Annotated in this window: 24 protein-coding genes and 1 tRNA gene; 2 read left to right on the top strand and 23 right to left on the bottom strand. The window is 47.6% G+C overall.

What is annotated here, in order from left to right; translation table 11 throughout:
* Positions 1-178: 178 nt before the first annotated feature.
* Genes FYJ65_RS01190 through FYJ65_RS01180 form a run of 3 tightly spaced genes read right to left on the bottom strand, consistent with a single transcriptional unit; the run spans position 179 to position 1,956 of the window.
* Positions 179-1,219 carry a VaFE repeat-containing surface-anchored protein gene (locus FYJ65_RS01190; RefSeq protein WP_154553517.1) on the bottom strand — a complete coding sequence of 347 codons (1,041 nt, stop codon included), beginning with the start codon at positions 1,217-1,219 and terminating at the stop codon, positions 179-181.
* A 49-nt stretch (positions 1,220-1,268) separates the two neighbouring features.
* Positions 1,269-1,640 (bottom strand): type II toxin-antitoxin system PemK/MazF family toxin, encoded by a 372-nt coding sequence (locus FYJ65_RS01185; protein ID WP_154553516.1) that lies wholly within the window; start codon positions 1,638-1,640, stop codon positions 1,269-1,271.
* Entirely contained in the window at positions 1,633-1,956 is a 324-nt protein-coding gene (locus FYJ65_RS01180; RefSeq protein WP_154553515.1) for a sigma-70 family RNA polymerase sigma factor, read from the bottom strand. Before FYJ65_RS01180 ends, FYJ65_RS01185 begins: the two co-directional genes overlap by 8 nt.
* Before the next feature lie 723 nt (positions 1,957-2,679).
* Between FYJ65_RS01180 and FYJ65_RS01175 the strand changes: the two genes are divergently transcribed.
* Positions 2,680-3,954: an ATP-binding protein gene (locus FYJ65_RS01175; protein ID WP_154553514.1), complete on the top strand. Its 1,275-nt coding sequence runs from the start codon at positions 2,680-2,682 to the stop codon at positions 3,952-3,954.
* 67 nt (positions 3,955-4,021) lie between these two features.
* Here the strand turns inward: FYJ65_RS01175 and FYJ65_RS01170 are convergent, their stop codons facing one another.
* From FYJ65_RS01170 to FYJ65_RS01135, 9 genes are all read right to left on the bottom strand, one after another.
* Positions 4,022-4,414 (bottom strand): RNA polymerase sigma factor, encoded by a 393-nt coding sequence (locus FYJ65_RS01170; protein WP_154553513.1) that lies wholly within the window; start codon positions 4,412-4,414, stop codon positions 4,022-4,024.
* A 359-nt stretch (positions 4,415-4,773) separates the two neighbouring features.
* On the bottom strand, positions 4,774-4,944 hold the full coding sequence (locus tag FYJ65_RS01165) for a hypothetical protein (RefSeq protein WP_154553512.1): 171 nt from the start codon (positions 4,942-4,944) through the stop codon (positions 4,774-4,776).
* Positions 4,945-4,973: 29 nt separating this feature from the next.
* On the bottom strand, positions 4,974-5,996 hold the full coding sequence (locus FYJ65_RS01160; protein WP_154553511.1) for a hypothetical protein: 1,023 nt from the start codon (positions 5,994-5,996) through the stop codon (positions 4,974-4,976).
* 111 nt (positions 5,997-6,107) lie between these two features.
* A complete protein-coding gene (locus tag FYJ65_RS01155; RefSeq protein WP_154553510.1) occupies positions 6,108-6,476 on the bottom strand; it encodes a hypothetical protein in 369 nt (122 codons plus the stop codon).
* Between the two features lie 137 nt (positions 6,477-6,613).
* The gene (locus FYJ65_RS09740) at positions 6,614-8,611 is read right to left on the bottom strand and encodes an InlB B-repeat-containing protein (protein ID WP_154553509.1); all 1,998 of its coding nucleotides are present in this window, start codon (positions 8,609-8,611) and stop codon (positions 6,614-6,616) included.
* A 218-nt stretch (positions 8,612-8,829) separates the two neighbouring features.
* Entirely contained in the window at positions 8,830-9,000 is a 171-nt protein-coding gene (locus FYJ65_RS10030; RefSeq protein WP_154553508.1) for an AAA family ATPase, read from the bottom strand.
* The gene (locus FYJ65_RS01140; RefSeq protein WP_154553507.1) at positions 8,987-9,433 is read right to left on the bottom strand and encodes a hypothetical protein; all 447 of its coding nucleotides are present in this window, start codon (positions 9,431-9,433) and stop codon (positions 8,987-8,989) included. The genes FYJ65_RS10030 and FYJ65_RS01140 overlap by 14 nt, the downstream gene beginning before the upstream one ends.
* An 88-nt stretch (positions 9,434-9,521) precedes the next feature.
* Positions 9,522-9,653 (bottom strand): hypothetical protein, encoded by a 132-nt coding sequence (locus FYJ65_RS09735; protein ID WP_268890072.1) that lies wholly within the window; start codon positions 9,651-9,653, stop codon positions 9,522-9,524.
* 155 nt (positions 9,654-9,808) lie between these two features.
* A complete protein-coding gene (locus FYJ65_RS01135; protein ID WP_154553506.1) occupies positions 9,809-10,591 on the bottom strand; it encodes a PhzF family phenazine biosynthesis protein in 783 nt (260 codons plus the stop codon).
* Between the two features lie 967 nt (positions 10,592-11,558).
* Here FYJ65_RS01135 and FYJ65_RS01130 point away from each other — a divergent pair.
* Complete coding sequence (locus tag FYJ65_RS01130) at positions 11,559-12,899, top strand: ISL3 family transposase (RefSeq protein ID WP_154553505.1); 1,341 nt, start codon at positions 11,559-11,561, stop codon at positions 12,897-12,899.
* A 147-nt stretch (positions 12,900-13,046) separates the two neighbouring features.
* Here FYJ65_RS01130 and FYJ65_RS01125 read toward each other — a convergent pair.
* From FYJ65_RS01125 to FYJ65_RS01075, 11 genes are all read right to left on the bottom strand, one after another.
* Positions 13,047-13,134: transfer RNA gene (locus FYJ65_RS01125), tRNA-Ser, on the bottom strand.
* A gap of 168 nt (positions 13,135-13,302) precedes the next feature.
* On the bottom strand, positions 13,303-16,740 hold the full coding sequence (locus FYJ65_RS01120; protein ID WP_154553504.1) for a PolC-type DNA polymerase III: 3,438 nt from the start codon (positions 16,738-16,740) through the stop codon (positions 13,303-13,305).
* A 3-nt stretch (positions 16,741-16,743) separates the two neighbouring features.
* The gene (ispG, locus tag FYJ65_RS01115) at positions 16,744-17,808 is read right to left on the bottom strand and encodes a flavodoxin-dependent (E)-4-hydroxy-3-methylbut-2-enyl-diphosphate synthase (protein WP_154553503.1); all 1,065 of its coding nucleotides are present in this window, start codon (positions 17,806-17,808) and stop codon (positions 16,744-16,746) included.
* A gap of 9 nt (positions 17,809-17,817) precedes the next feature.
* Positions 17,818-18,825 carry an RIP metalloprotease RseP gene (gene rseP, locus FYJ65_RS01110; RefSeq protein WP_268890071.1) on the bottom strand — a complete coding sequence of 336 codons (1,008 nt, stop codon included), beginning with the start codon at positions 18,823-18,825 and terminating at the stop codon, positions 17,818-17,820.
* A 69-nt stretch (positions 18,826-18,894) separates the two neighbouring features.
* Positions 18,895-20,040, bottom strand: coding sequence for a 1-deoxy-D-xylulose-5-phosphate reductoisomerase (locus tag FYJ65_RS01105; protein WP_154553501.1), 1,146 nt, complete (start codon positions 20,038-20,040; stop codon positions 18,895-18,897).
* Between the two features lie 36 nt (positions 20,041-20,076).
* Positions 20,077-20,859: a phosphatidate cytidylyltransferase gene (locus FYJ65_RS01100; protein WP_154553500.1), complete on the bottom strand. Its 783-nt coding sequence runs from the start codon at positions 20,857-20,859 to the stop codon at positions 20,077-20,079.
* A complete protein-coding gene (locus FYJ65_RS01095) occupies positions 20,859-21,581 on the bottom strand; it encodes an isoprenyl transferase (RefSeq protein ID WP_154553499.1) in 723 nt (240 codons plus the stop codon). Before FYJ65_RS01095 ends, FYJ65_RS01100 begins: the two co-directional genes overlap by 1 nt.
* Positions 21,582-21,639: 58 nt before the next feature.
* Positions 21,640-22,191, bottom strand: coding sequence for a ribosome recycling factor (gene frr / locus FYJ65_RS01090; RefSeq protein WP_154553498.1), 552 nt, complete (start codon positions 22,189-22,191; stop codon positions 21,640-21,642).
* Between the two features lie 23 nt (positions 22,192-22,214).
* On the bottom strand, positions 22,215-22,919 hold the full coding sequence (gene pyrH / locus FYJ65_RS01085) for a UMP kinase (RefSeq protein WP_154553497.1): 705 nt from the start codon (positions 22,917-22,919) through the stop codon (positions 22,215-22,217).
* A gap of 62 nt (positions 22,920-22,981) precedes the next feature.
* The gene (gene thiI, locus FYJ65_RS01080; protein ID WP_154553496.1) at positions 22,982-24,166 is read right to left on the bottom strand and encodes a tRNA uracil 4-sulfurtransferase ThiI; all 1,185 of its coding nucleotides are present in this window, start codon (positions 24,164-24,166) and stop codon (positions 22,982-22,984) included.
* Positions 24,167-24,186: 20 nt separating this feature from the next.
* Entirely contained in the window at positions 24,187-25,371 is a 1,185-nt protein-coding gene (locus tag FYJ65_RS01075; RefSeq protein WP_154553495.1) for a cysteine desulfurase family protein, read from the bottom strand.
* Between the last annotated feature and the right edge of the window lie 11 nt (positions 25,372-25,382).

Raw genomic sequence — 25,382 nt, 5'->3', positions numbered from 1 at the left:
AAGATCGCAGGGCTCACGGCGGACCATTAGCCTGTAGGTAACCAATCCACGAATAACAGAGTGGCCACATGCCGGGAACTGTTAAATCAAAGCTCTTTCCAGATGCTGTCAAGAAAATACAAATGTGCCATGCCGAGAGAAGAAACTTTCTTGTAATCGTCTCTTGACAACGGTCACTTCATAACAGGCTTACTTCCTCAAAGACTGTGATGTCTTCACCTCCGTGCATTGAAGCATCAAAGGTAAGCTCTGCTGTTACAGTTCCCTCTGCTTCTTTTGCAGTAAACTTCTTTGTGACCTCGGTTCCCCAGATCTTCTTTCCGTCCTTTGTGAGCCATGTTGTAAGCTCGTATTCCTCTCCGGCAATAAGATTTTCATATGCTACTGTATCAACGATCTTCTGATCCTTTTCAGGCTTAATCTCATTTGTCTTGCCGTCTGCTGCCGCTGCCTTTGTACCAATCTTAGGGATAGATACTCTCTGTCCTTCGTCATTGATGTCTTCATGGCTTGTGATTTGAGTATCTGCTTCGATGTCGTATGCCTTTTCAAATACAACTACATCGGTTCCTGAAAGGCTGCTTCCGTCAAAGGTGAAGGTAACATCTACTGTTCCGTCTTCATCTCCTACAGTAAACTCCTTTTCTGAGGTTACGGGCTTGCCGCCAACCATTACAGGCTCTCCTGTTTCCTTATCCATGAGGATACCAACGAGTCTGTATGCTTTTCCCGGAGTGAAGTTCTTGTACTTAACTGTATCGATGATTGTAACCTTGTTATCTGCAAGGGAGATGTGATTTTCAGTGTCACTGTCCTTTGCAGTGGTACCGATGCTTACCACATCGTCAGTTACTGTTCCAAGGTTTATTACTGCCTTGTCTCTGTAAACTCTGAACTCTATGTCCTTTGCAAGCTTAAGGCCTTCGTTTGATTCACCTCTAAGCTCGTTAAGGTAGTAGAAGTCATAGATAAGGGCACCTTTTTCATCATCTATTGCATCCATCTCACCAAACCAGATTCCGCTTTCAGCTGTTCCTCCGTTAGTGTCATTCTTATGTGAGTTAAAGCCGGCAGAAGTGTCAATCATTCCGTTATCGTCTGTGCATACAACGTGACTTTCACCTGTGGTCTTTGATGTGATTCTAAACTGGACATTCGGGAGCCTGCTCATTACCCCATACCTCACATGGCCATGTGATACAGATAGAATATCCCACATGGCCTTTTCTGTTAAACCTGCATTTTCGGTGATTATGCGAATTTACATATTAGTACTGTTCTTTCTTTGTCTTCTCGCAGATGCGTACTGCACTGTTAATCTTTTTGAATATCTCCCAGTCAACCCTGCCTCGGTAATCTATCAGCTGCTCAAGAGCAACAGTCGCCTGCTGCTCTGCCATAACCATCGACCTTTTGGGAAGACCCTTCATCTCCGGCAAAAGTACATGCTCATGAAGATCCAGTCTTTTTATCTGACTGGTTATCAGAGCACATACAAATGTGGTTGAATTTCTGTTAAGCCTGTTGTTCTGTATAATTATTACCGGGCGTATACCTTTCTGCACGCTGCCGCGGCTTTCCGGGAAATCCACATAGTAGATTTCACCTTGCCGCACCTTGTATGGTCTTTTTTTATACATAACATCTCAATCTCACTTTCATGGATTTGATGTGACCGTGTACAAGCCCTGTTGAAATATCCAGTCTCGAAGCAATATCCATAAGCGGCAGTCCTTCAAGAAAAAACAGCTTAAGAATCTCCTGTTCCAAAGGGGGCAGGGAATTGATGCCTTCTTCCATATCTTTATCTCCGATAAACATTGCCCAGCTGCAATCCGGATTGGGTAGGCAGGCATTTCTCAAACCTGGAGCTCCAAGTACAGCATCCATCATCTCTGCTAAATCATCATTCTCATCCCATACAGGTTCGACACTATAATTGTTATCCTTTGTCATTTTTGTCCTCCTTGATACATAAAAGAAGAACCGAATACACACTCCCCTATCGCCGGGAGTGGGGTAGGGAATTCTATATGGATGTACAACCGGCCTTTACAGCCGGTATATGGTACTCCAATTTGTCCACGACACCCCGGAGTGATAGGGAAGAAATCAAGGCGGCAGTTGGCATCCCGCTTCCATGGGCAGCTAGCCCCCTCGGGGTTTTCCCGAAGCCGCCCTCATTGCGTGATCCCGCATTCCTACGGGGCTGTGACTGGACGGAAGTATCATTATAGTCTATACGGGTCATTGCACCCGGCAGGTGCCACCTGCCTTTACAACCATACCGTTACTCGCTCTCTACAAAGTAGGTCATGGCGCGTTGATTGAACATGCTCAGCCGCATAGCAAAAGTACCTTGCTCTTGTGTATTCGGTTTTCAAGTTTCGTTTAGGACCTGTTTCATAAGTCCTTTCACCTATAGGCCACGGGGGAGGCAAAAAGTGAGGGTAAAACTTAAAATTCTTAATTTTTTTTACTGCTACAATATATTGCTGAGCTTTTAGCCAACTTTCCGAATAATGTTTCGCCAATCTCCCGAACTGTTTTCCGCCAATCTCCCGAATAATATTCCGCCAATCTCCCGAATAATATTCCGCCAATCTCCCGAATGGTATGGTATTTTCTCTAAAATTGTGTATACTATAGATAAAAGGATTGAAATTTGAGGTGATGCTGATGAAGGAATACAGAAAAAGAATTGCTGACGATATTCTGGCAAGAAAGCTTGAAGGAAAAGGCGCTGTTCTTATTGAAGGACCTAAATGGTGCGGTAAGACTACTACAGCAGAACAGATAGCTGCCAGCGTTCTGTACATGGATGATCCTGAGAAAAAGGAGCAAAACATTTCTATGTCTGAATTAAATCCAAAACGTCTTCTAAAAGGTGAAACCCCAAGACTGATTGATGAGTGGCAGCTTGCTCCAAAATTATGGGATGCGATACGTTTTGAAGTGGATCATCGCAGTGAGCTCGGTCAGTTTCTTCTAACGGGCTCAGCTGTTCCTGCTGACACCAAAGAAATCACTCATTCAGGAACAGGGCGATTTACGTGGCTTACAATGAGACCAATGAGTTTATATGAATCCGGAGATTCCACCGGAGATGTTAGCCTCAAAGAATTATTTGAAGGTAATAATGCAGTTGACGGCGAAGCTGATATTGATATTGAGCGATTAGCCTTCCTTGCATGTCGCGGAGGCTGGCCGCAGTCAATAGATATGCGTGAAGAGATTGCTCTGGATCAGGCACATGACTATTACGATGCAGTCGTACGTTCCGATATCAACAGAGCTGACAATGTGCAGAAGAATACTGAGAAAGTTCGCAGACTGATGCGTTCGTACGCAAGAAATCAGGGAAGCCAGGTGCCAAATACAGTGCTAGCTCTTGATGTCTCTGCAAATGATGATGATTCAATAAGCGATGATACTGTTGCTTCTTATCTCAATGCACTCCGTAAAATATTCGTTGTAGAGGATATGCCTGCATGGAATCCCAACTTGCGTTCAAAGACCGCTATTCGTTCGTCTGATACACGCTACTATGTAGATCCTTCCATTGCAGCGGCAGCACTGGGCGTCGGACCAAATGATCTTATCAACGATCTCAATACTTTCGGATTCATTTTTGAAACACTCTGTATCAGAGATTTACGTGTATTTGCTGATGCACTTAATGGACATGTTTATCATTACAGAGATAAGGACGGACAGGAATGTGATGCTGTTGTTCATCTGCGAAACGGACAATATGGTCTTATCGAAATAAAGCTCGGCGGCGATAAACTCATAGAAGAAGGTGCCGAAAGCCTTAAAGCAATGGAATCAAAAATTGATACCGGCAAGATGAAATCCCCTGCATTCCTCATGGTATTAACAGGCGTTGGCGACTATGCATATCGAAGAAAAGATGGCGTATGCGTTGTACCTATTGGATGTCTTAAAGACTAAAAAGAAGTAGTTGTTATAATAACTCCCGGTCAAACTCATAATGGGTATGGCCGGGAGTTATTTTTATTTACTTCAATATCTCCTTCAGATTATTCCTTATCGTCCTTATTCTGTGGGATATAGCAGAGGGCTTCACTCCGCAGGCCTCTGCATAATCCTTTATGCTCATTCCTTCATCAAATATCTTCTGAATCAGATCTTTCTGTGAATCTGACAGAGCATCTATTGCCGCTCTTATATTGGCAGCATCTTCCTCAGCAGCAATCTGCTGATATACATCAGAGTCATAGCTTCTAAGCCATTCACTATGCTCAAGACCTGTATCAAGAGATATGTGTCTTCTTGTCTCTCTGTGATTGTTGTTGTATTCCACTCTGTTTAATTCCATGTGAAGGGCATACATTTCTGCCGACACTTCAACTTCAACTGTTTCTGTAGCAAATTCATATTTGATTTTCATCTGTAACCTCCGAATTTTGAAAAAAGCGATAATGTAACTTGTTCAAAATCCGCCGGTTACGGTCCTCTTACTAATTTCATTAAAAGCTCCTTGCCGGAGCTGACTCACATCAGTAATCCGATAAAGAGCTTTGAATTTGCATACAAAAAGAGCCTGGCAAAAACATCATCCTATAATAGGATTACTAATGTTTTGCCAGGCTCCTGATGGCGATCCCCAAATACAGTCTCATAACAAACTCTTGGATATCATCTGCTGACCATAAGGGTTCTCGTTGGTTGCCCAGTCCGACAGTTCTCGTGATCATCCTCAATGTATTCAGTTTTCATACACCCTCCGGGGTGCGGGTGAGGTAATAACTAATAGTTGGCTATGTATTCTTCTCCAATCTCTTTTACATGAAGCTGCTTGTCCCTTATCTCGATTTCATACATTGTCTTGCATTTTTGGCAGTAAATCTCTGCACCATTTGCAGCAACTGCACTTATAAGCTTTCTCTTATTTGATATTCTTTCTCTGATGTTTGTCATTTTGTTTTTCCTTTCCGCACGTTTTGTGCTTAATACTTTCCTTTTCCGATATACCTGTAGATTTTAGTTACACGCTTCCACTGACCTGCGCTTATCTTTTTATGACGGATGGAATCGTTCCAGCAGGAATCTCTCTTTCCGTTATCGTGGTGAGCTGCTTCAACTACTTTCCCGCCTCCTGCATAAAGCATTGCGTGGGTAGGGGAGAGAAGTATGTCTCCCGGCTCAAGGGAAGTGATCTTCTTTGGCTTTGAGATTCTCTTAAAGGCCTTTGTGTTTTTAAGGACCCTGTTATTGTCGTTTGCAAGACCGAATCTCTTACCTCTTACCTTACAGTCAACTTCCTTTGCTCCCGCTCCATGCTTATATGCTGCCGTCACAAAAGGATTGCAGCAGTAGGTTTTCTCGCATGCTGCCTTCGATGCTCCGGCTCTTCTTTTAAGGCTTCCTGCCTTCTGGTTTGTACCGCAAAAGTAGCAGCCGTTATGATGTGCCCAGGAGCTTCTTCCATAGTGAAAGCTGTTATCCCCTGCAATTTTTATTGCCCAGTCTACAGCTGCCTGCCTTGCCTTTTCAGAGGAATTCCTGGTATCTGCGGGCTTTGCAGGGGTTACAGGCTTTGCGGGCTGCGCCGGCTTTGTTTCTGGCGTCCCGCTTTCTGAAGCACTTCCCGAAGAGACCTCCTTGCCGCAGGTTCTGCATTTTGTAATGCTGCCGCTAGTCACATACTGATGCGCTGCCTTTGGTATGGAGCCTGTAAAGGTGCTCCCGCATACTGTGCAGGTCTTTCTGACTGTGCCTTTTGATATGCAGCTGGGCTCTTTCAGCACTGTTTCAGAGTACTTGTGTCCCGGCATCGGAACCTGCTTTTCATAGCTGTAACCGCAGCTGCAGGTGTATCTGTTGATGCCGTTTACATCGCAGAGCACCGGTCTTATGACGGTGCAGCGGTAGGAATGCTTATGAGCTGCACTCGCTGTTCCTGTTTCTGCTGCAAAACATGATGCCGCCACCATGGCAGCGCAAAGTGCTGCCAGCACTTTCTTTTTCATGCATGCCTCCTTTTCTTCTGCGCCGATAGCTTTTGTTTACCTCCTTACCTCAAATTAAAAAGAAGCCGGCGCATACGGCTTCTGATGTATCAGGGCGGCCTTCGCCCTTTGTTATTTGAAAGTAAGGATGAAAGGAATGAACTCATCACAAAAGAGAAACCTTCTCATAAAGGCATCGTGGATTTCATTAAAGCAGCTGCAGCTTTCAAGGATGGCAAGTTCGCTTAAGACCTTCTCGCATCCGAAATGGGTAAAGACGGTCTTTAGAATCCCAACAGCCTGCCGGTTCATATCTGCGTTATACATATCCATCAGCATTTCATAGCATTGCTGCCTGTTCATTTCCACCTCTTCATCGCCATCAAAATCCAGCTTAAGAAATGCAGCTGCTGCCATCTGCGACAGCTTTCCCAGCATCGGGCAGTCATCCGGTTTAAACTCAGGAAAGCTAGGCTTTGCTTCCCGTTTTTCTCTGCACATTGTCATCACCTCCTTCACATTAAAAAACCTCATCCCAATTGATGCGGTATGTAAGGAGGGCTTTCTTCAAATGAAAAAGGAACGGCTTCGTAAATACGTTACCGTTCCTGTTTTGTTATTTCGTATCAGCGTTTTGTTTATTCATTTGTTCTTTTTCTTCTTGTGTATATGGTAGTACCTGTTATTCCTGCTCCGGCAAGAAGCATCAGTGCAAGCCACAGAGCAAGGTTGGCATCGTCCCCTGTTTTTGCATTCTTGTCAGCGTCAGCCTTGGAGTCTCTGTCGCTGTCATCTGAAGTTCCCGGTGCTGCCTTTTCTGCTACTGTGAATGTAGTAGTTGCAGTGCCGCTTTCAGATACGATACCGATAGTGTGCTCTCCTGCAGGAAGAGTTGCTACGTAATCAGCATCAAGTGTGATTATTATACTTCCTTCTGCCTTTTCATAATTCTCTTCACTTAATTCGCTGCCATCAAGCTCAACTCGGATGAAGTCGCTGTATGCTGCATTAGATGTGAACGACAATGCCTTCTTTTCTCCTTCTGTTATGCTCTGACCTTTGCCCTCAATGATTTCAGGCGGGAGCTTATCAATTTTACCGTCACCTGCTTTCCAGCCTTCTAAATCAGTTATTTCATTTGTTCCCTCTGCATCAGAAAAGTATTTATCGCAAACTGTACACTGCCAATACTCATCATTTCCTGTTTCAGTAACGGTTGCATCCGTTTTAGGGATATAATTTAGTTTGTGTGATGCCATATTTATATCATGACCCTTAGTAATCATTTCGTTACAAACTAAACAGTATACATCTCCTGAATAACCTGCTTCAGTACAGGTTGCCTCTTTTGCATTTCGTGTTTCCTTATCTCCATCATGCGGACATTCTATCCACTTGGCGGTAACTGTTAGAGCTTCATTTGGCATTGTAAATGAATTGTTATTATTTATCTGAACAGATTCCGGTGATACTTCCCAACTATCAAACAAATATCCTACTTGAGGAGTATCAGGCGTTAAAGTAATCTCGCTTTCTTCCTTAGCATAGGTCTTCTCATTGTGTTTCTCAATGCCCGTGCTGCTGACTGTGCAGTCTGTAGGGGCAAGATTGTAATACACATCGCCATTGCCGTTCACCGTGCCATTCAATGTGCCGTCAACATAAAACTTCCCGTTGTTTGTTAACTTTCCCGTTACAGTCAGCGTTTTACCGGCAGGGATTGTGAGAGACTTTCCGCTATCAATCGTCAGTGTTTTATCGGAAGGAATCTCAAAACTTTCGCTCGGAGTAATATCATCTCCGTAAATCTGTCCGCTGTTCCCCTCGAAAATCACGCCGCGCCATGAATCCCTGTTTTGCGAAGACGAATATCTGAAGTACGATCCCATAGAATTAGTGTAGCTTGCGAATATCACCGCATGGCCGTCGTTTCCTGTGCTGATAGTGCCCATAAAAGAGGCGTCGATACCATGATTCGTACCGGTAGCCATAACAGTGCCGCCACTGATGGTGATGGTCCCGGAAGTGTTGCCTCCTTCAAATGTACCGATACCCGAACTCCCGCCGTTGTTGCCGCCTGTAGCGGTAACGGTGCCTCCGTTGATGGTGATGCATTCGAAGCCACCCATGTCCCCTCCGCCAATCCCTGCGCCAATTCCGTCTCCAACAGCTGTAATATTCCCTCCGTTGATTGTGATTTCACCACTCGTGCCGTATGGTTCTTTATTTCCACCGATACCTGCGTAACCACTGCCACTGGAGGCATATGCATATAGCTCTCCTGTGCCGTTTTCCTGCCCGTAAATGGTAAGTTTTGAAGCAGTCCATCTACTCACATAGATGCCGCCGTTGACTGTGAGATTGCAGCCGTCAGCGAGAATCAGATGAACATCGCCGGTAACTGTGACACGGCTTTCGATAGTCACATCGCCCTGTGCCACATACCAGGTGGTTTCATTGTCAGTGCCCCATGTAGTATCGTCTTCGGTAACTGCAGTGGCATTATCACAGGTCTGCTGTGCGCCTGATGCGTCCAGATATGTTATACCCGTCACCGTATCCGCAAATGCCATCTGAGGCATCAGTGCCAGCACCATGCACAGTGAAAGCACTATGCTAAATAATCTTTTCTTCATTTTCTTCCCTCGTTTTCTTTTAGAATAATTGTATTCTATGCCGGGATCAGTACCGGTTACCTCCCGGATTCAGGATGGTTATCTAACCAATTTTATCGCAGATTCACACTTTTTTCAATTTGTAATTGCCAATTCACAAATAAATGTATGTGGGCACATGGCCCACTTAAAATGTTTTGCCTATACTGAGCTATTCTCTATCTTTTCTCTTTCTCACTTCACGTGCAGTAATAAAGCCGCCAAGGCCTGCTGCAATGACTGCAATGGCAATCCAGATGAGAAGGGAGCTTTCCCTCTCCTGCAAGACCGACCCCAAGGTTTAAGGCTGTTGTGGTCTTCGCTACGCCTCCCTTTTGATTGCATATTGCTATGACATTACATTTCTTCATGGCAATCCTCCTCGCAAAGGAAGGCGTAATCATCACTTTCATCTGCCAGCTTTTCAAAGAGCACATCAAGGAAGTACTCACAAAAGTCTTCGTCGTACTCCAGATACTCCGTAAGGCCCTCCAGGAACCTTCCGGTATCTTCATCGCCTCTCACTCTTAAGATATCTGCAAGAAACTCAATTGCTTCTGAAAAGCATTCATGGCAGCTCATGCACTTTGCAATGCGCATTGTGTGCATGAAAATACACTCATCGAACTTCTTCTTTGTTTTACCGGCGATTGCCCCGGCAACGGACTCGGCATATGCAACAAGCTCGTTAAGCACGCCTTCCTCTTCCTCTGTCCAGTACTCCGGCTCATCGGGCTCTTCTGCATCCGCTCCTGTGATGATGATTCTGATTACTAATTCCTTTTCGCTTTTTCTTTCTCTCATTTCTGTTCCTTTCCGCCATATCGGCTTGCAATAAAAAAGCCGCACTCCCTATTGAATGCGGCATGTAAAGGATATATAGATATATGAATCATGCAATGAGCCTTGCGAGGATCTCATCGACAGGATCTGTATATCTGTTTTCTGCTATGAGGGTGTTTCTAAGCTCATTAAGGGCAAATACCAGGACTCTGACCTCATCATGTGTCAGCTTAAGCTTCATTTGATATCTCATGACTCTTTCCTCCAATCATTTCTGTATTATTTGTATCAGTTTAATATGTGAGAATGAATGCAGCAAATGTGCGAATTCGGATATGAAAAAAGACAGCCGAAGCTGCCTTGGGGTTCATATGTAATTGTTTGATAAACTGGGATTTATAACTCTGCAACAATTTCAGAAACAGCTACTAATGTAGCTTCTCCACTAATGGCAATTCTTCCGTTTCCAAGTAATTCACAGTGAAGATATCCTCCGCGTTTAGAGGCCTGATACGCATCGATTTCTTTTTTGTTCAGTACTCTTGACCAATAATCTGCAATCTGGCAATGTGCAGAACCGCAAACAGGATCCTCAGCAATTGAAAGCTTTGGACAAAAGCTTCTTGATACACAATCAGTTTCTGACCCCTTGGCTGTTGCATTTTGAATACGTCCTGGAATTTCAGTCAGCAATTCTTGATTGGGATTCATGATGCGAACATGTTCCTCATTTTCAAATACACAGACGAGATCCAATCCTAAAACCGCTTTGATTGGTCTTACGCCAAAAGCCTTCTCCATTTCATCGGTTACAGGGATTTCTTCCAGCTGATAAGTTGGAAAATTCATCTCATAACGATTATTCCTTTTCCGAATGATAAGCTCACCGCTAAGTGTGTTAAAACGAACCTCATCACTATCTTTTTCATAGAAATTCAAAATTACATAAGATGAAGCCAGGGTCGCATGGCCACAGAGCTCCACCTCAGTGCCTGGTGTAAACCATCTGAGATGATATCCCGTATTTTCCTTGACAATGAATGCTGTTTCTGACAGATTATTCTCCATTGCCAGTTTCATCATGGATTCCTCGGAAGGCCATGACTCCATAACACAAACAGCAGCCGGATTACCGGAAAAAGGCTTATTTGTAAATGCATCAACAATATATTGCTTCATAAATAACATCACTCCTTGAAATTCTTATTTACAGTTCCATTATAATCGTCATTTCCCGGACGGACAACGTAAACAATTATGCATCACCTGCAAAAGGGCAGACTCCCCCCCTGGTATAGAAAATACCTGATTTTCGAGTCCCGCGGGCAACAAAAAATGTGAATTTGCAGTTTCTGAATCCACCCAAAAACGGGCTTTTCCCAACCGATTCCCATTTTAAAGGTTCTTCACTTTTTTCTCGGGGATTGTCTTTTGTATACGGTAAACATTCTTTTCTTAATGATGGACATGAGCGTGTTGGCGCGGGCATGCCCGCAAACACTTGGAGCACCGCCGGTCCACGCCAACAATTGAAGCTCATTAGCAAGTATCCGGTGCAAATGTTGGCGTGGGCATGCCCGCAAACCCTTGGAGCTCCGCCGGGGCACGCCAACAATTGAAGCTCATTAGCAGGTATCCGGCGTAAATGTTGGCGTCGGACTCCCCGCAAAGCCTTGGAACTCCGTCGGGGCACGCCAACAATTGAAGCTCATTAGCAGGTATCCGGCGTAAATGTTGGCGTCGGACTCCCCGCAAAGCCTTGGAACTCCGTCGGGGCACGCCAACAATTGAATCTCGTTAGCAGGTATCCGGCGCAAATGTTGGCGTGGGCATGCCCGCAAAGCCTTGGAGCTCCGTCGGGGCACGCCAACAACCGAATCTCATTAGCAGGTATCCGGCGCAAATGTTGGCGTGGGCATGCCCGCAAACCCTTGGTCCTCCGTCAGGGCACGCCAACATGCTCAGTATTTTTCCGGCCCGCCGGCGCCCAAGAATGAAAAAACCTGCATCCGGAAAGCAATCTCAGCTTGACGATGAGATTGCTTTCCGGATGCAGGTTTTAAAATTTACATATTGAAATAGAGCGGCGTATGCCCCATCATAGTTAATAGCAAACAAACCTAAGAAAGGAAACATACAACGCTCTATGTTTGACAGTATAACATTTAATTTCACAATTGGAAACTTCTTTTGCAATTCTTTTTTCACGAATGTGGATTCCGGTACCAGAATATTTGAACTCTACAGTAATCAAACTTCGGAATCTATCACCTGTCCTCATTGCGGTTCAAGAATGCATGTCTACGATAATGCTTCGGTTAACTTGCGTGAAATCCCTTTCAATTCCATGTATTACACTATCTTTAAGGTTCACGTTCACCGCTATAGATGCACTAAGTGTCGTGCCAGCACCACTGAAAATATTCCATTCAAGTATAAGGAAACCAGGATTACAGATAATGCTGCGGAATTTGTAAAGTCTCTCCTGATGCATCGCATGTCTGTCAAAGATGTTTCTCTTATGACTGGTATCAATTGGAATACAATTTCATCAATCCATAAAGAATTTATGAAGGGAGAACTTGAGCAAAGAAGAGAAGAACTTAGACGAAGCAATTACAAGCCTAGATATCTCGCGGTTGACGAGTTTTCGATTCACAAAGGTCATACTTACGCAACATGCGTTATGGATTTGGAACTCGGAGATGTAATATGGGTTGGAAAAGGTAGAGCAATCAAGGATTTCAAGAAATTTTTTGAAGCTTTTCCTTCGGAGTACTTTTCTGATGTAGAAGCAGTTGCTATGGATATGAACGCATCATACAACAGATTAGTGGAAGAAAATATGCCGCATGCCGACATCGTATACGACCGATATCATATGCAGGCACAGTTTGGTAAAGATGTTCTTGGAGTTGTAAGACTGGATGAAGCAAAAGCTCATAACGAACAATCCAAACGAATAAAGGAAAGCATTACCCCAGATAAGACCTTTGAGGAGAAACAGGAGCTTAAGGATGCTGCTAAGGTGGAAAGCGCTCAATATAAGAAGTTAAAAAATGCAAGATGGACTCTTCTGAGCAACAGCGAAAATCTCTCTGCAGTAAAGTCCGGTCATCTAAAGGAAATTCTTAATTCTCACATCAGTCTGGCTACTTGCTATGCAATGAAAGAAGAGATGTGCCGGCTTTATGAATGCGATGATATAGAAGAATCTGAAAGGGGTTGGAAAAACTGGTTCACAGCCGCAAAAGAAAGTGGAATACCGGCTTTAGTTCATTTTGCGGAAATTAAAGAAAAAAGACTGCCGGGACTTATCAATCATGCAAAACATCAGATAAGTACCGGCAAGCTTGAAGGATTCAACAATAAAATCAAAGTTGCTAAAAGAATTGGTTACGGTTACAGGAATGATGATCACTTTTTTACCCTGATTAAATTCCTGTCTATTCCCCGTGCAAAAAATCCATCCCCGAGGAAAAAGTGAAGACCCATTTTAAAGTTCCTTTGTATACCTTTGTATGCGTCTGTACGACGTGAATCTATATAAAAAAGGAAACCCGCAAAGCATTGCAATTGCTTGATTTCCTTGAAATTTCAATGAAAAAGAGACCTTGTTCAGGTCTCTTCGTTATGGCGGAGGACATGGGACTCGAACCCACGGGGCTGTTACACCTTACTTGATTTCCAATCAAGCTCCTTAGCCGCTCGGTCAATCCTCCAAAAGTATTTAGTCATTTCTGACGCTCACTTATATTACCATAGGAATAAGGTTAATGCAAGTATTTTTTGTATTTTTTTCGAATTATTCGGAATTAAGCGTGGAAGCCGGTCCGTAATGGCACCGGCTTCCTGCAAATTCCACAAATTCACTCGCCTTTCATAATATATCAGAACAGTTCAAAGATGGACACCTGTGCCGTATCCGGCACGCCCCGGAACATGCCTACCGCTTTCAAGTCGTCGATATTGCTCTGAGAGAGTTTAGTCTGCTGCCGCACATCGTCCAGAGAGGTGAACGGCGTTCCGTCGTAGGCATCCGCCAGGGACTCCGCCGCCGCTTTGCCCAGTCCGCTGATGGCCATATACGGAACCACCACGTCCCCACCTTCCACGATGAAGTCACACGGTTGGGAAACGCCCAGCTCCGGCATCCGGAACTGAAGTCCCCGAGAGAACATCTCGTACATCACTTCGTAGACGGTGAGATGATCTTTCTGCTTGGTGGTCATCTGGTTCCCCAGCTGCTCCAGGTTCTTCATCTCTCGCTCCACCGCCTGAATTCCGTCTCGGGCTGCCAGAACATCGAAATCATCGATTTTGGAAGAGAGCCATGCGGCATAGAATTCCGCCGGATAGTACACCTTGAACCAGGCCATTCGGATGGACATGAGCACGTAGGCCACCGCATGGGCCCGAGGGAACATGTACTTCAGAGTTTCGCAGGACCAAATATACCAGTCCGGAACCCCATGGCTCTTCATGGTTTCCAGCTCCTCTTCCGTCAGCGGCTTGTTCTTACGAACGTGTTCCATGATCCAGAACGCTTCCTCATTCGGGATTCCCTTCAGAATCAGGTAGTTCATAATATCGTCACGGCAGGAAATCAGCTCATCGATGGTGGCTTTTCCGTCTCGAAGGAGTTCCTGACCGTTATTGGTCCACACGTCGGTTCCGTGAGAGAAACCAGAAATCTTTACCAGCGCGGAGATGGTAGTCGGCTGAATGTCGTCTAGCATCTGCCGCGTGAAGTTAGTTCCGAACTCCGGAATGGCATAGGTTCCGTGAACGAATTTGTAGTCCGGATTCTGGATGTTCAAGGCCTCTGTGGAGGTGAACAGGCTGATGACCTTCTTATCCGCAACGTCGATGGTCATCGGATCCACACCGGTCATATTCTGAAGATGACGAATCATCTGCGGCACATCGTGGCCCAGAATATCCAGCTTCAGCAAGTTCTTATCGATTTTGTGATAATCGAAATGGGTGGTAATGATGTCCACCGGTTTGTTGGCCGGACGCTGCACCGGGCAGAACTCATAGATTTCATGATCGTCCGGCACGACGATGATTCCACCCGGATGCTGCCCGGTGGTTCTTTTTACTCCCGTACAGCCCTTGGTGAGATAATCGATGTCGTACTTGCTCAGCTTCTTCGGCGACTCATCGGCATAATGCTTTACGTAGCCGTAGGCGGTTTTATCCGCAACGGTGGCTACCGTACCCGCCTTGAAAATATTCTTCTCTCCGAAAATCACGCCAACGTATTTGTGGGCTGTAGCCTGATATTCGCCGGCGAAGTTCAAATCGATATCCGGTTCCTTATTACCGCTGAATCCCAAGAATGTCGCGAATGGAATACGGAAGCCGTTCTTCTCGTACGGGGTGCCGCATTTCGGACACACTTTGTCCGGCATATCGAATCCGCAGTCGTACTTTGCTTCATCTTCCTCCGCAAGCCATTCCAGGTTCTTGCACTTCGGACAGATATAATGCGGCTCCAAAGGGTTTACCTCGGTAATCCCCGCCATGGTAGCGGCGAAAGAAGATCCTACGGATCCTCGGCTGCCCACCAGGTAGCCGTCATCGTTGGATTTTTTTACCAGACGCATGGCTGCTACGTACATCACGGCATAACCGTTATTGATGATGGCGTTCAGCTCCGTGTCCAGCCGGGTTTGAATCACTTCCGGAATCGGATCGCCGTACATTGCCTTTGCATTCTCGTAACAGGTATCCCGCAGGAATTCCTCCGCGCCTTCAATCTTCGGCGGACACTTATCCGGCGGCACCGGCTCGAACACCTCGCACATATCCGCAATCCGGTTGGTATTGGTGATAACCACCTCTTCCGCCCGGTCTCCCAGGTAGGAAAATTCCGCCAGCATCTCGTCCGTAGTGCGCAGGTACAGGCTGTTGGCGTTGGTCTCGCTAAAGCCCATGCTGGACATGATGATGTTCCGATATATCGCCGACTCCTTCGTCGGGTAGTGGGAGTCTGTAGTGGCGACGGTCATCTTCCCCAGCTCGTCCGCCAGAGACAGAATCAGCAAGTTATTGTCCGCCAGCTCCTTCCGGGATGCCACCATCCCTTTGTCAATCATGAACTGGTTGTTGTCCAACGGCTGAATCTCCAGATAATCGTAGAAATCCGCAATCTGAAGCAGCTCCTCCCGGGAAGCCCCCCGGTTGATCGCCTGATACAGCTCTCCGGCCTCGCAGGCACTGCCCACGATAATGCCTTCTCTGTGCTGCTGCAGTACGGAACGGGGAAGTCTCGGTTTCTTGTAAAAATAATCTACGTGGGAATAAGAGACCATTTTATACAGATTCCGAAGTCCCGTCAGATTCTTGGCCAGCAGAATGATATGGTATGTCCGGTTTTTTTTGATATCGATGGTTCCATCCGAAAGCATGGCATCCTCATCGGGATACAAATATCCTTCCATGCCGTAAATGATTTTGATATCCTTCCCTTTGCCCCGAAGTTTTGCCGCTCGATTAGCCGCATCCGGGAAGGCCTGCACCACGCCGTGATCCGTAATCGCCACCGCCTTCTGACCCCAGGCCGCCGCCTGATCCACCAGTTCCGCGATTTCGTTGAAGCCGTCGTTGTCGCTCATCTTCGTGTGCACGTGAAGCTCCACCCGCTTTTCCCCCGGGTGCTCATCTTTTCGCTCCGGTTTTGATGACTGGTTGATGGAACGGGCCATGATGCCCACTTCGTTTTCAAAAGTATCGAATTCCACATTTCCGGAAATCTTCAGCCAGTCTCCCAGTGATACGTTTTCCTCCAGCAGTTCAAAATCCTCGGTCTTCATAAAGGCCTTGCAGCAGGTGGCCCGCTCCTTATCGGTGATTTCCATGGTCACCAGAAGTTTGCCGTTCTTTATGGCACGGGAATCCAGGCTGAACAGTTCTCCGCGAATGACCACCTGACCCCGCTCCCCCACCTTGCCGTAGATTTCCTCGATGGGAATGGGGTCTCCGGAGATATAGGTCCCGTACAGAACCCCGCCGGAAACGTTGGGCTTCTTGCTGCCTTTGCTTTTATCCGACGCCTTCTTCACTGCCGGTGCTTCGGAAGCTTGATAGGCGTACCGGAACCGCACGTCCTTCGCCTGTCGCACCTTCTTCAGAATCCGATCCCGCATGCGCTTCTCGTGAATACGAGGTATCACAAAATTGAGTTTGACACCGACTACCAGCGTCAAACTCTCTTTTTCCAGATATACCCTGGGTATTTCAATATTAATATCCTGTTCTTTCATCCCGGAAATGCGTTCCAGCTCTTCCGTTGTCAGAATATCTTGGGGTATTTTGATCATCCACTACTCTTCTTTCTCTATCATTTCAATGAGACGGTCTACCAGTTGGTTTTCCGGAACCTTTCCGATAATCTCCCCGTGGGAGAAGAGCAAGCCCTCGCCCTTTCCACCGGCAATACCGTAATCCGCTTCCCGGGATTCTCCCGGACCGTTCACCACGCAACCCATTACTGCGACCTTTAACGGTCTCAGGCCTTTCTCCTGACGTCTTTTCGCAACCGGAATCAAACGGTTCTCCGTTTCCTCTGCCAAGGAGATCAAATCCACTTCCGTTCGGCCGCAAGTCGGGCAGGAAACGATTTCAATACTCTTTTCCCGAAGCCCTACCGCTTCCAGAATGCGCTGTCCGAATAGAACTTCCTGAACCGGGTCATCCGTAAGGGACACCCGCAGGGTATCTCCGATTCCGCTGAGGAGCAGTCCGCCGATTCCGATGGCGGATTTCAGCTTTCCGTTGGACGGTGTTCCCGACTCGGTGATGCCGATGTGCATCGGTACGTCCGTTTCCTTGGCGGCCAGAGTATAGGCCGCATAAGTCATGGGAACGTTGGAGGATTTGATGGAAAGCACCAGATTATCGAAATCCAGATTTTCCATGTAGCGAACCGTATTCAGCGCGCTCTTCGCCAGCGCTTCCGCCGTTACGCCGCCATATTCCGCCAGAATTTCTTTTTCCAGGGAACCGGAGTTGACGCCGACCCGAATCGGGATGTGCCGCTCTTTGGCCGCCTGAACCACCTTCTGTACGTACTCCGCTTTTCCGATATTGCCCGGATTGATGCGCACCTTGTCCGCACCGGCTTCAATTGCACCGATGGCCAATCGATAGTCGAAATGGATATCCGCCACCAGTGGCACTTCCGTCTTCTTCCGCACTTGTGCAAAAGACTCACAAGCCTCCATATCCGGAATCGCCACTCGCACGATATCGCAGCCCGCTTCTTCCAGTTCCTGAATCTGACGCAGCAGCGCCTTCTCATCCCGGGTATCTACATTTGTCATGGATTGAATGGAAACCGGCGCCCCTCCGCCGATTTGAATTCTTCCGCACTGTACGCTTCTTGTCATACCATCCTCCTATCCGAACAACCGCATAATATCGTTCCAGGTAATAAACACAGCAAAAGTAATCAGCAGGAACATGCCCGCCAAATGCACTTTCCCCTCCATATCGTCGGAAATCATATTTCCCGTAATCTTTCGAATCATCACAAAGATAATTCTTCCGCCGTCCAGCGCCGGGAAAGGCAGCAGATTAACATAGGCCAGATTCAGGCAAATCAGGGCTGCCAGATACAGATACGGCACCGCGCCCGCCGTGGCCGTCTGATTCACCAGTGAAACCATTCCCACCGGACCCGCCAGGTCGTTTCGGGACATCTGCCCGGTAAAGAGCATCTTCAAGCTCTTCAGCATCAGTTTGTTCAAGTTCCAGGTGGCCGCCGCGCCATATCGTCCGCAGGTAAAAATATTATGGCTTTGTCTGCAGGCAATGCCCACCATCATTCGTTTCTCTTTCTTGGAGTATTCCGGCTGAACGGTGCAATCCTGTTTCTTGCCATCCCGGTCCACCGTAATCCGAATTTCTTTCCCGGACTTGTCTCGGTCGATTTCCTGTACCACTTCCATCCAACCGGATGTTTTGACCTCATTCACTGCCACAACACGGTCGCCCGCCCGAAGACCGGCTGCCTCTGCCGGTGAATTCTTCACCACAGAATCCAGCGTGTTGGTGGGAATGCCGGATACGGTTACCGCAATAATCATCACCAGCAGTGCGGTGATGACGTTCATCACGGCGCCTGCCAGGAGCACGGCAATCTTCTGCCACACCTTCTTGTTGTTAAAGGCTCTCGGGTTTCCGCTTTCCTCGTTCTCCCCTTCCATGGCGCAATATCCGCCGATGGGCAGGAGCCGTACGGAATACAAGGTCTCCCCCTTCTGTTTCTGGAAGAGAAGGGGACCCATTCCCATGGAGAACTCGTTCACTTGAACGCCTACCAATTTCGCTACCACAAAATGTCCCAGCTCATGGGGAATAATCATAATGCAGAAAAGTATGATTGTTAGAATTGCTGTCAGCAATAAAGTACCCTCGTTTCTTAACTCATTTATTTCCGTTCTTCACTCTCCGGTGAAGGTTTCGGAAGAGAACTACCCTTGTGCCAGTTCCCTTGCCATTCGCCGGGCTTCCCAATCGATCTCCAGAATTTCCGATACGCTCTTCGGATCCACCGGATTGTGGGCCTCCAGCACCTTCTCAATGGTGCGCTGAATATCCAGGAAACGAATTTCCTTGTTCAGGAACATGGCCACCAATTCCTCATTGGCGCCGTTTAATGCAATCGGGTAACTTCTTCCGTCTTCAATGGCCTGATACGCCAAGCTCAGACAGCGGAACACATCCATCCGAGGCTTCTCGAAATGAAGGTTGGCGCCCTCCGTGAAGAAGTCCAAGCTGTCCCCGGAATACTCCAGCCGCTTCGGGTATCCCAAAGCCAAACTGATCGGAATCCGCATATCCGGAAGTCCCATCTGAGCAATCACCGAAGTATCCGCAAATTCCACCATGGAATGAACGATACTCTCCGGGTGCACGTGCACATCGATTTTGGACGCCGGCACATCGAAGAGCCAGCGAGCCTCGATGACTTCCAGCCCCTTGTTCATCATGGTGGCGGAATCGATGGTAATCTTCCGGCCCATGGTCCACTTTGGATGATTCAGCGCCTGATCCAAAGTCACATCTTCCAGCTCTTCCGGAGAGTACTTCCGGAACGGTCCCCCGGATGCGGTCAGAAGAATTCGCCGAATTTCCCGTCCCTTGTTTCCTTCCAGGCATTGGAAAATGGCGCTGTGCTCGCTGTCTACCGGCAGGAGCTTCACGCCCTTTCTCGCCACGGCATCCATCACCAGAGCGCCTCCGGCCACCAGGGTTTCCTTGTTGGCCAACGCAATATCCTTCCCAAGCCGGATTCCGTGATAGGTCGGTGCCAAACCGCTGATTCCCATCAGGGAATTCACAATCATGTCTCCCTCGACTTCCGTCAGCTGAACCAAACCCTCGTCGCCATGGTACACGGTAAGATTCGGGAATCGTTCCTGCACTCGACGAGCATCCGCTTCGTTTCCCACGCAGATCCCAAGCGGCCGATATTTCTCGATCTGCTGAATCAGTTCATCCACCCGGCTTCTGCAGCTCAAAGCGGTAACGGTAAACAAATCCGGATTCTCATCCACAATGTCCAAGGTCTGCGTACCGATGGAGCCGGTGCTTCCCAGAATAATTATTTTCTTCATCCGATTAACCTTCTATCCTCTTCTTCTCTGTTCCGTTTATACCAGAACAAACAGAATGTAGTAGCACACTGCCGGTGCCACGAAAATCACACTGTCAAAACGGTCCATAATGCCGCCGTGACCCGGAATCAAATGTCCGTAATCCTTAATTCCCATTCCACGCTTGAACATGGATGCGGTCAGGTCGCCCGCTTCGGCCACCATTCCGCCCAGCACGCCGATAATCATGCAGTGCACCATCATGGTTGGGTAAAAGAAGTATCCGAAGATTCCGCAAAGAACCGCACTTCCCACAACTCCGCCGACAGCACCTTCGATGGTCTTCTTCGGGCTGAGGTTCGGTGCCATCTTGTGTTTTCCCAGGAAATATCCGGTGAAGTAGGCCATGATATCCGAACCGAAGGCCGCGATAACCACCAGCCAGGTCATCTTTGGATATGGGGTGTTGTCTATGATGACAATGTGGTAGGAGAACAGCACAATGTACACCAGCGCCGTCAGCGTGGCAACTGCATCGTACGGCTTTCTTTCCGTAATTTTCCATCCGTAGATCATGCTGACCATCATGGAAAGAATTACCCATGCCATCAGGAAGGTGTGGTTCACGCCCAGGAACAGGTGTCCAGCATACAGAATGGTAATCATAACGTACGCAATCGGCTTGGATGGGTGAACTCCCATGTTTTCAAAACCGTTATAGAACTCCGTTACGCCAACGTAGGCAATCAGTGCCGCTGCCGCCAGCAGCGGAATACCGCCGAAATAGATAATCAATAGCAATGGAACCATTACGATTCCGGAAATAATTCTTGTCTTCATTACTTGTCGTCCTTGTCCCTTCCTCCGAATCTTCTTTTGCGATGGGAAAATTGTTCACAGAGGTTCCCAAATTCCTCCGCCGTGAAATCCGGCCACAGGGTATCGGTGAACATCAACTCGCTGTACGCCGATTGCCATACCAGAAAATTGGACGTCCGCTCCTCGCCGCTGGTCCGAATGATCAAATCCGGATCCGGAATATCATCATGGAATCTTCCGGTATAGAGATGCGCACTGATGTCCTCCTCCGTGATTTCCGTCCGGCCCGGTTCCGCCAGCAGCTCGTTCACTGCTTTTACAATCTCTGCCCGGCCGCCGTAATTTACCGCGATGTTGAATACCAGACCTGTATTATCCTTGGTGGCATCCAGCAATTTATCGATTGCGGCCACAGAATCTGCCGGAAGCTCCCGGTATTCGCCGATGATGTTGATCCGCACGTTGTTCTCCACCAGCTCATTCAGTTCCAGCTGCACGTACTTCACGATGAGCCGGAAGATGCCGGAGACCTCTTCCACGCTGCGCTTCCAATTCTCCGTGGAGAACGCGTATACCGTCAGATACTTTATTCCCATATTGGAAGCCGCAATTACGATTTTTTTCATGGACTCCATGCCGGCATTGTGTCCCATCAAACGAGGAACCCCTTTCTTCTTTGCCCAGCGTCCGTTTCCGTCCATTATAACACCTACATGTGTAGGAAGTTTGTTCGGTTCTGTCATAATATACCTCTTAATACAAGCAAACGTGGCTAAAGAGCCACGTTATACTCACTCATTATTACACTGCCATCAGTTCTTCGTTCTTCTTGGCAATGATTTCGTCAACTTTCTTGATTGCCTTGTCGATGGTCTTCTGAACATCGTCCAGAGCATTCTTCATCTCGTCTTCGGTGATGTCTCCGGCTTTCTGCTGCTTCTTCAGATCGTCGTTCACATCACGGCGTACGTTTCGAATGGCAACCTTTGCATCTTCGCCCATCTTCTTAATCTGCTTTACCAGCTCTTTTCTTCTCTCCTCGGTCAGCTGAGGAATTCCCAAGCGGATGCACTTTCCGTCATTGGATGGGTTGATACCCAGGTTCGCTTCGTTGATTGCATGTTCGATGGTTCCCAGTGTGGATGGGTCGAACGGTGAAATCATTAATGTTCTGGCATCCGGTACGGATACGTTTGCCAGACTCTTCAGTGGAGTCGGAACACCATAATAGTCTACATTTACTCTGTCCAGAAGAGCCGGATTTGCTCTGCCGGCACGGACGGTGTTCAGATTTTCTCTCAGCACGTTTTCAGTTTTTTCAAGCTTTTCTTCCAGGGATTTCTTATGAGACATTTTTCTTCCTCCATTTGTGTCTTCTAATGAATCAGCGTTCCCACATTCTCACCGTTAATGACTTTCATCAAGTTTCCTTCTTCGGCCATCGCAAAAACGTACAGCTGAATGTCATTGTCCTTACAGAGAGTGGCAGCGGTGAGGTCCATCACTCTCAGTTCTTTCTCTACAATATCCATATAGGTCAGTTCTTCATAACGTTCCGCATCCGGATTCACGTTCGGATCTTCCGAATATACCGCATCGATGCTCTTTGCCAGTAAAATTACTTCCGCATTCATCTCCGCCGCCCGCAGAGCCGCTGTGGTGTCCGTGGAGAAGAATGGGCTTCCCGTTCCGCCTCCAAAGATTACGACTTTGTTGTCGTCCAGATAATCCAGCGCCTTCCGTCTGGAATATCCCTCTGCCATATCGCGAATTTCGATGGCGGTCATCACCTTCGCATCGCATCCAATGGAAAGCAAAGAATCCTGCAGTGCCAGGGCGTTCATTACCGTTGCCAGCATACCCATATAATCTGCGGTTGCACGGTCGATATTCTTTCCGGTACGACCCCGGAAGAAGTTTCCGCCACCCACAACGATGGCAATCTGCACCCCTTGATCGTGAATTTCCTTAACCTGCGCAGCCGTCTTTGCGGTCATCTCCGGATTCACGCCGAATTTATCCTCTCCGGCCAATGCTTCTCCACTGAGCTTAATTAAAACTCTCTTGTATTTGGTTGCCATATTTCACCTCTCCTACTTCTGTTGAAATAGTATCATATTACCACATCTTTGTAAATCGCATTCTACCGTTTCGGCTCGATGAGAACGGTTTCCGCAGAATCTACGGCCGCCTTTACCAGAGCGTCTACGTCCAGCGCTTCTTCCGATTTCTCAATGTTCTTCAGCTTCGGCTTCGTCACCGGATGCTTCGGCAGGAATACGGTACAGCAATCCTCATACGGCTGAATGGAGATATCGTAGGTTCCGATTTCCTGTGCCTTATCCATGATGTCCACCTTGTCCATAGCGATGAGCGGACGCATTACCGGCATCTTCACTACCGCATCGGTTACTACCAGGGCTTCCGCCGTCTGGCTGGCCACCTGGCCCAGGTCCTCTCCGGTAATCAGCATCATATCGTGCTTCTTGATCGCCATTTGCTCCGCAATTCGCATCATGAAACGACGGACTAAGATGGTGGTTTCATCCTCCGGACAGTTCTTTACGATTTCTTCCTGAATCGGCAGCAAGTTCACCACATACATTTTGATGGATCCCATATATCCCGCCAGCACACTGCACAGGTCTTCTACTTTCTTCTGAGCTCTCTGGCTGGTGTATGGATATGAATGGAAATGAATGGCTTCAATCCGCATTCCTCTCTTTGCCATCATGAATGCCGCAACCGGGCTGTCAATTCCGCCGGACATGAGAATCAGGCCCTTTCCGTTGGTACCCAGCGGCAAACCGCCAAAGCCCTTAATCTTATCCCGATAAATGTATGCTCCTTCGGACCGAACATCCACATAAAGCAGGACTTCCGGTTCATGCACATCCACGTGCAGCACCTTGCAGGTCTTGAGAATCGTCGCGCCCACCTGACGGCCGATTTCCGGAGACTGCACCGGAAACGTCTTGTCCACGCGCTTTGCTTTTACCTTGAAGGATTTAATTCCTTCCTTCTCAATCAATTCCATCATATATGCCGCTGCGGCTTTACCGATGGCATCCATATCCGGTACGCAGCAAGTTGCCGGACTCACGGTGGCCACGCCGAAAACCTTCGATGCCACCCGAACCACTTCTTCCCGAGGCACATCTGCCGGTACTCGAACCAACATCAGACCGCCAATCCAACGGGATTCCACATCGTTGAATACGGAAAGGGCACTGCGTACTCTTTCCAGAAGCACCCGCTCAAAGTACGGGCGGTTCATTCCCTTCAGTGCCACTTCTCCGCACCGAACAATGTATAAATTCTTTTCCATGTCTGTCTCCTATCTGTCTTCTACCGAAAGCTTCCCAGTCTCCGGAATCTCGTTACCGCATTTTTCAGGCGGTCGATGACGAAATCCATTTCTTCCATCGTGTTGAACTCCGAGAAACTGAACCGAATCGCGCATTCAATTTCTTTATGCCCCAAGGACATGGCCTGCAGCACGTGGCTGTCTCCCGTGTGATGGGATGCGCATGCCGAACCGGTAGATACAAAGATGCCGTCCTGCTCCAGCGTATGCAGAAGCACTTCGCCGCGAGTTCCCAGGAAGGAAAAATTAATAACGGACGGGCAACGGGTTCCGTAATGCTGGAGCTCCAATCCCTGTTCTTCGAACCCGTTCAGCTGCACATCCGGAATCTCGTCGATAACCGCTTTCCGAAAGTAATCGTTCACCTGTGCCATCTTCTGTTGTTTTTCGAAGATATTTTCCGTGGCCATCTGAGCCGCCAGTCCAAGCCCGGCGATTCCCGGTGTGTTCTCGGTTCCGGATCGGAATCCGTCTTCCTGTCCGCCGCCTAGAATAAACGGCGGAATGTGAACGCCCTTCCGAATGTAGAGGGCACCCACTCCCTTCGGCCCGTGGAACTTGTGTCCGCTGATGGAAATCAGGTCGAAGGGTGCGTCGTTAAATTCTACTTTTCCAAAGGCTTGTACTCCATCGGTATGGAACAGGATTTCCGTTCCGTGTTCCCGATTATATTCCTGAACGATACGGTAACACGGAAGCACCGGTTCTATGGTACCCACCTCGTTGTTCACCGCCATCATGGATACCAGCACGGTCTCCTCGTCTAATGCCGCTTTCAGAGCCTGCGGTTCCACGTATCCGTTCACATCGGAGGCGAGATAGACGATTTCATATCCATCCTCCTGAAGACGCTTCATGCATTCCAGCACCGCCGGATGCTCTAGCTGTGTGGTAATCACTTTTTTCCCACGGCGACGCATCTTACGGCAGGAGGAGAAAATCGCCATGTTATCGCTTTCCGTTCCGCCGGATGTAAAAACAATTCGGCCGTCTCTCGGGAATGTCCGGCTCAATGCTTCTCTCGCATCAAAGATATAGTTGCCGGCTTCAAAACCCATGGAATGAAGAGAGGAAGGATTCCCGAATTCCTCTCGCTGAAGCCGAATCATTAAATCCGTTACTTCATCATATTGCCTTGTAGTTGCGCTATTATCCAGATATATCATGTTATTCCTTC

The organism is Mogibacterium kristiansenii (assembly GCF_009695905.1).
Lineage (GTDB): Bacteria > Bacillota > Clostridia > Peptostreptococcales > Anaerovoracaceae > Mogibacterium_A > Mogibacterium_A kristiansenii.
The sequence above is the reverse complement of the archived record's forward strand: the minus strand, read 5'-3'. Positions and strand labels throughout refer to the sequence as shown.

Excerpts from the sequence above, each read along its gene's own strand:
- ispG (WP_154553503.1), bottom strand. The coding sequence starts at position 17,808 with ATGACAAGAAGCGTACAGTGCGGAAGAATTCAAATCGGCGGAGGGGCG.
- FYJ65_RS01190 (WP_154553517.1), bottom strand. The coding sequence starts at position 1,219 with ATGTGGGATATTCTATCTGTATCACATGGCCATGTGAGGTATGGGGTA.
- FYJ65_RS01185 (WP_154553516.1), bottom strand. The coding sequence starts at position 1,640 with ATGTATAAAAAAAGACCATACAAGGTGCGGCAAGGTGAAATCTACTAT.
- FYJ65_RS01120 (WP_154553504.1), bottom strand. The coding sequence starts at position 16,740 with ATGATCAAAATACCCCAAGATATTCTGACAACGGAAGAGCTGGAACGC.
- FYJ65_RS01075 (WP_154553495.1), bottom strand. The coding sequence starts at position 25,371 with ATGATATATCTGGATAATAGCGCAACTACAAGGCAATATGATGAAGTA.
- FYJ65_RS09740 (WP_154553509.1), bottom strand. The coding sequence starts at position 8,611 with ATGAAGAAAAGATTATTTAGCATAGTGCTTTCACTGTGCATGGTGCTG.
- FYJ65_RS01130 (WP_154553505.1), top strand. The coding sequence starts at position 11,559 with ATGTTTGACAGTATAACATTTAATTTCACAATTGGAAACTTCTTTTGC.
- FYJ65_RS01100 (WP_154553500.1), bottom strand. The coding sequence starts at position 20,859 with ATGAAGACAAGAATTATTTCCGGAATCGTAATGGTTCCATTGCTATTG.
- pyrH (WP_154553497.1), bottom strand. The coding sequence starts at position 22,919 with ATGGCAACCAAATACAAGAGAGTTTTAATTAAGCTCAGTGGAGAAGCA.
- FYJ65_RS01175 (WP_154553514.1), top strand. The coding sequence starts at position 2,680 with ATGAAGGAATACAGAAAAAGAATTGCTGACGATATTCTGGCAAGAAAG.
- frr (WP_154553498.1), bottom strand. The coding sequence starts at position 22,191 with ATGTCTCATAAGAAATCCCTGGAAGAAAAGCTTGAAAAAACTGAAAAC.
- FYJ65_RS01165 (WP_154553512.1), bottom strand. The coding sequence starts at position 4,944 with ATGACAAACATCAGAGAAAGAATATCAAATAAGAGAAAGCTTATAAGT.
- FYJ65_RS01105 (WP_154553501.1), bottom strand. The coding sequence starts at position 20,040 with ATGAAGAAAATAATTATTCTGGGAAGCACCGGCTCCATCGGTACGCAG.
- FYJ65_RS10030 (WP_154553508.1), bottom strand. The coding sequence starts at position 9,000 with ATGAAGAAATGTAATGTCATAGCAATATGCAATCAAAAGGGAGGCGTA.
- FYJ65_RS01140 (WP_154553507.1), bottom strand. The coding sequence starts at position 9,433 with ATGAGAGAAAGAAAAAGCGAAAAGGAATTAGTAATCAGAATCATCATC.
- FYJ65_RS09735 (WP_268890072.1), bottom strand. The coding sequence starts at position 9,653 with ATGAAGCTTAAGCTGACACATGATGAGGTCAGAGTCCTGGTATTTGCC.
- FYJ65_RS01180 (WP_154553515.1), bottom strand. The coding sequence starts at position 1,956 with ATGACAAAGGATAACAATTATAGTGTCGAACCTGTATGGGATGAGAAT.
- thiI (WP_154553496.1), bottom strand. The coding sequence starts at position 24,166 with ATGGAAAAGAATTTATACATTGTTCGGTGCGGAGAAGTGGCACTGAAG.
- FYJ65_RS01155 (WP_154553510.1), bottom strand. The coding sequence starts at position 6,476 with ATGTGCAGAGAAAAACGGGAAGCAAAGCCTAGCTTTCCTGAGTTTAAA.
- FYJ65_RS01095 (WP_154553499.1), bottom strand. The coding sequence starts at position 21,581 with ATGACAGAACCGAACAAACTTCCTACACATGTAGGTGTTATAATGGAC.
- FYJ65_RS01160 (WP_154553511.1), bottom strand. The coding sequence starts at position 5,996 with ATGAAAAAGAAAGTGCTGGCAGCACTTTGCGCTGCCATGGTGGCGGCA.
- FYJ65_RS01135 (WP_154553506.1), bottom strand. The coding sequence starts at position 10,591 with ATGAAGCAATATATTGTTGATGCATTTACAAATAAGCCTTTTTCCGGT.
- FYJ65_RS01170 (WP_154553513.1), bottom strand. The coding sequence starts at position 4,414 with ATGAAAATCAAATATGAATTTGCTACAGAAACAGTTGAAGTTGAAGTG.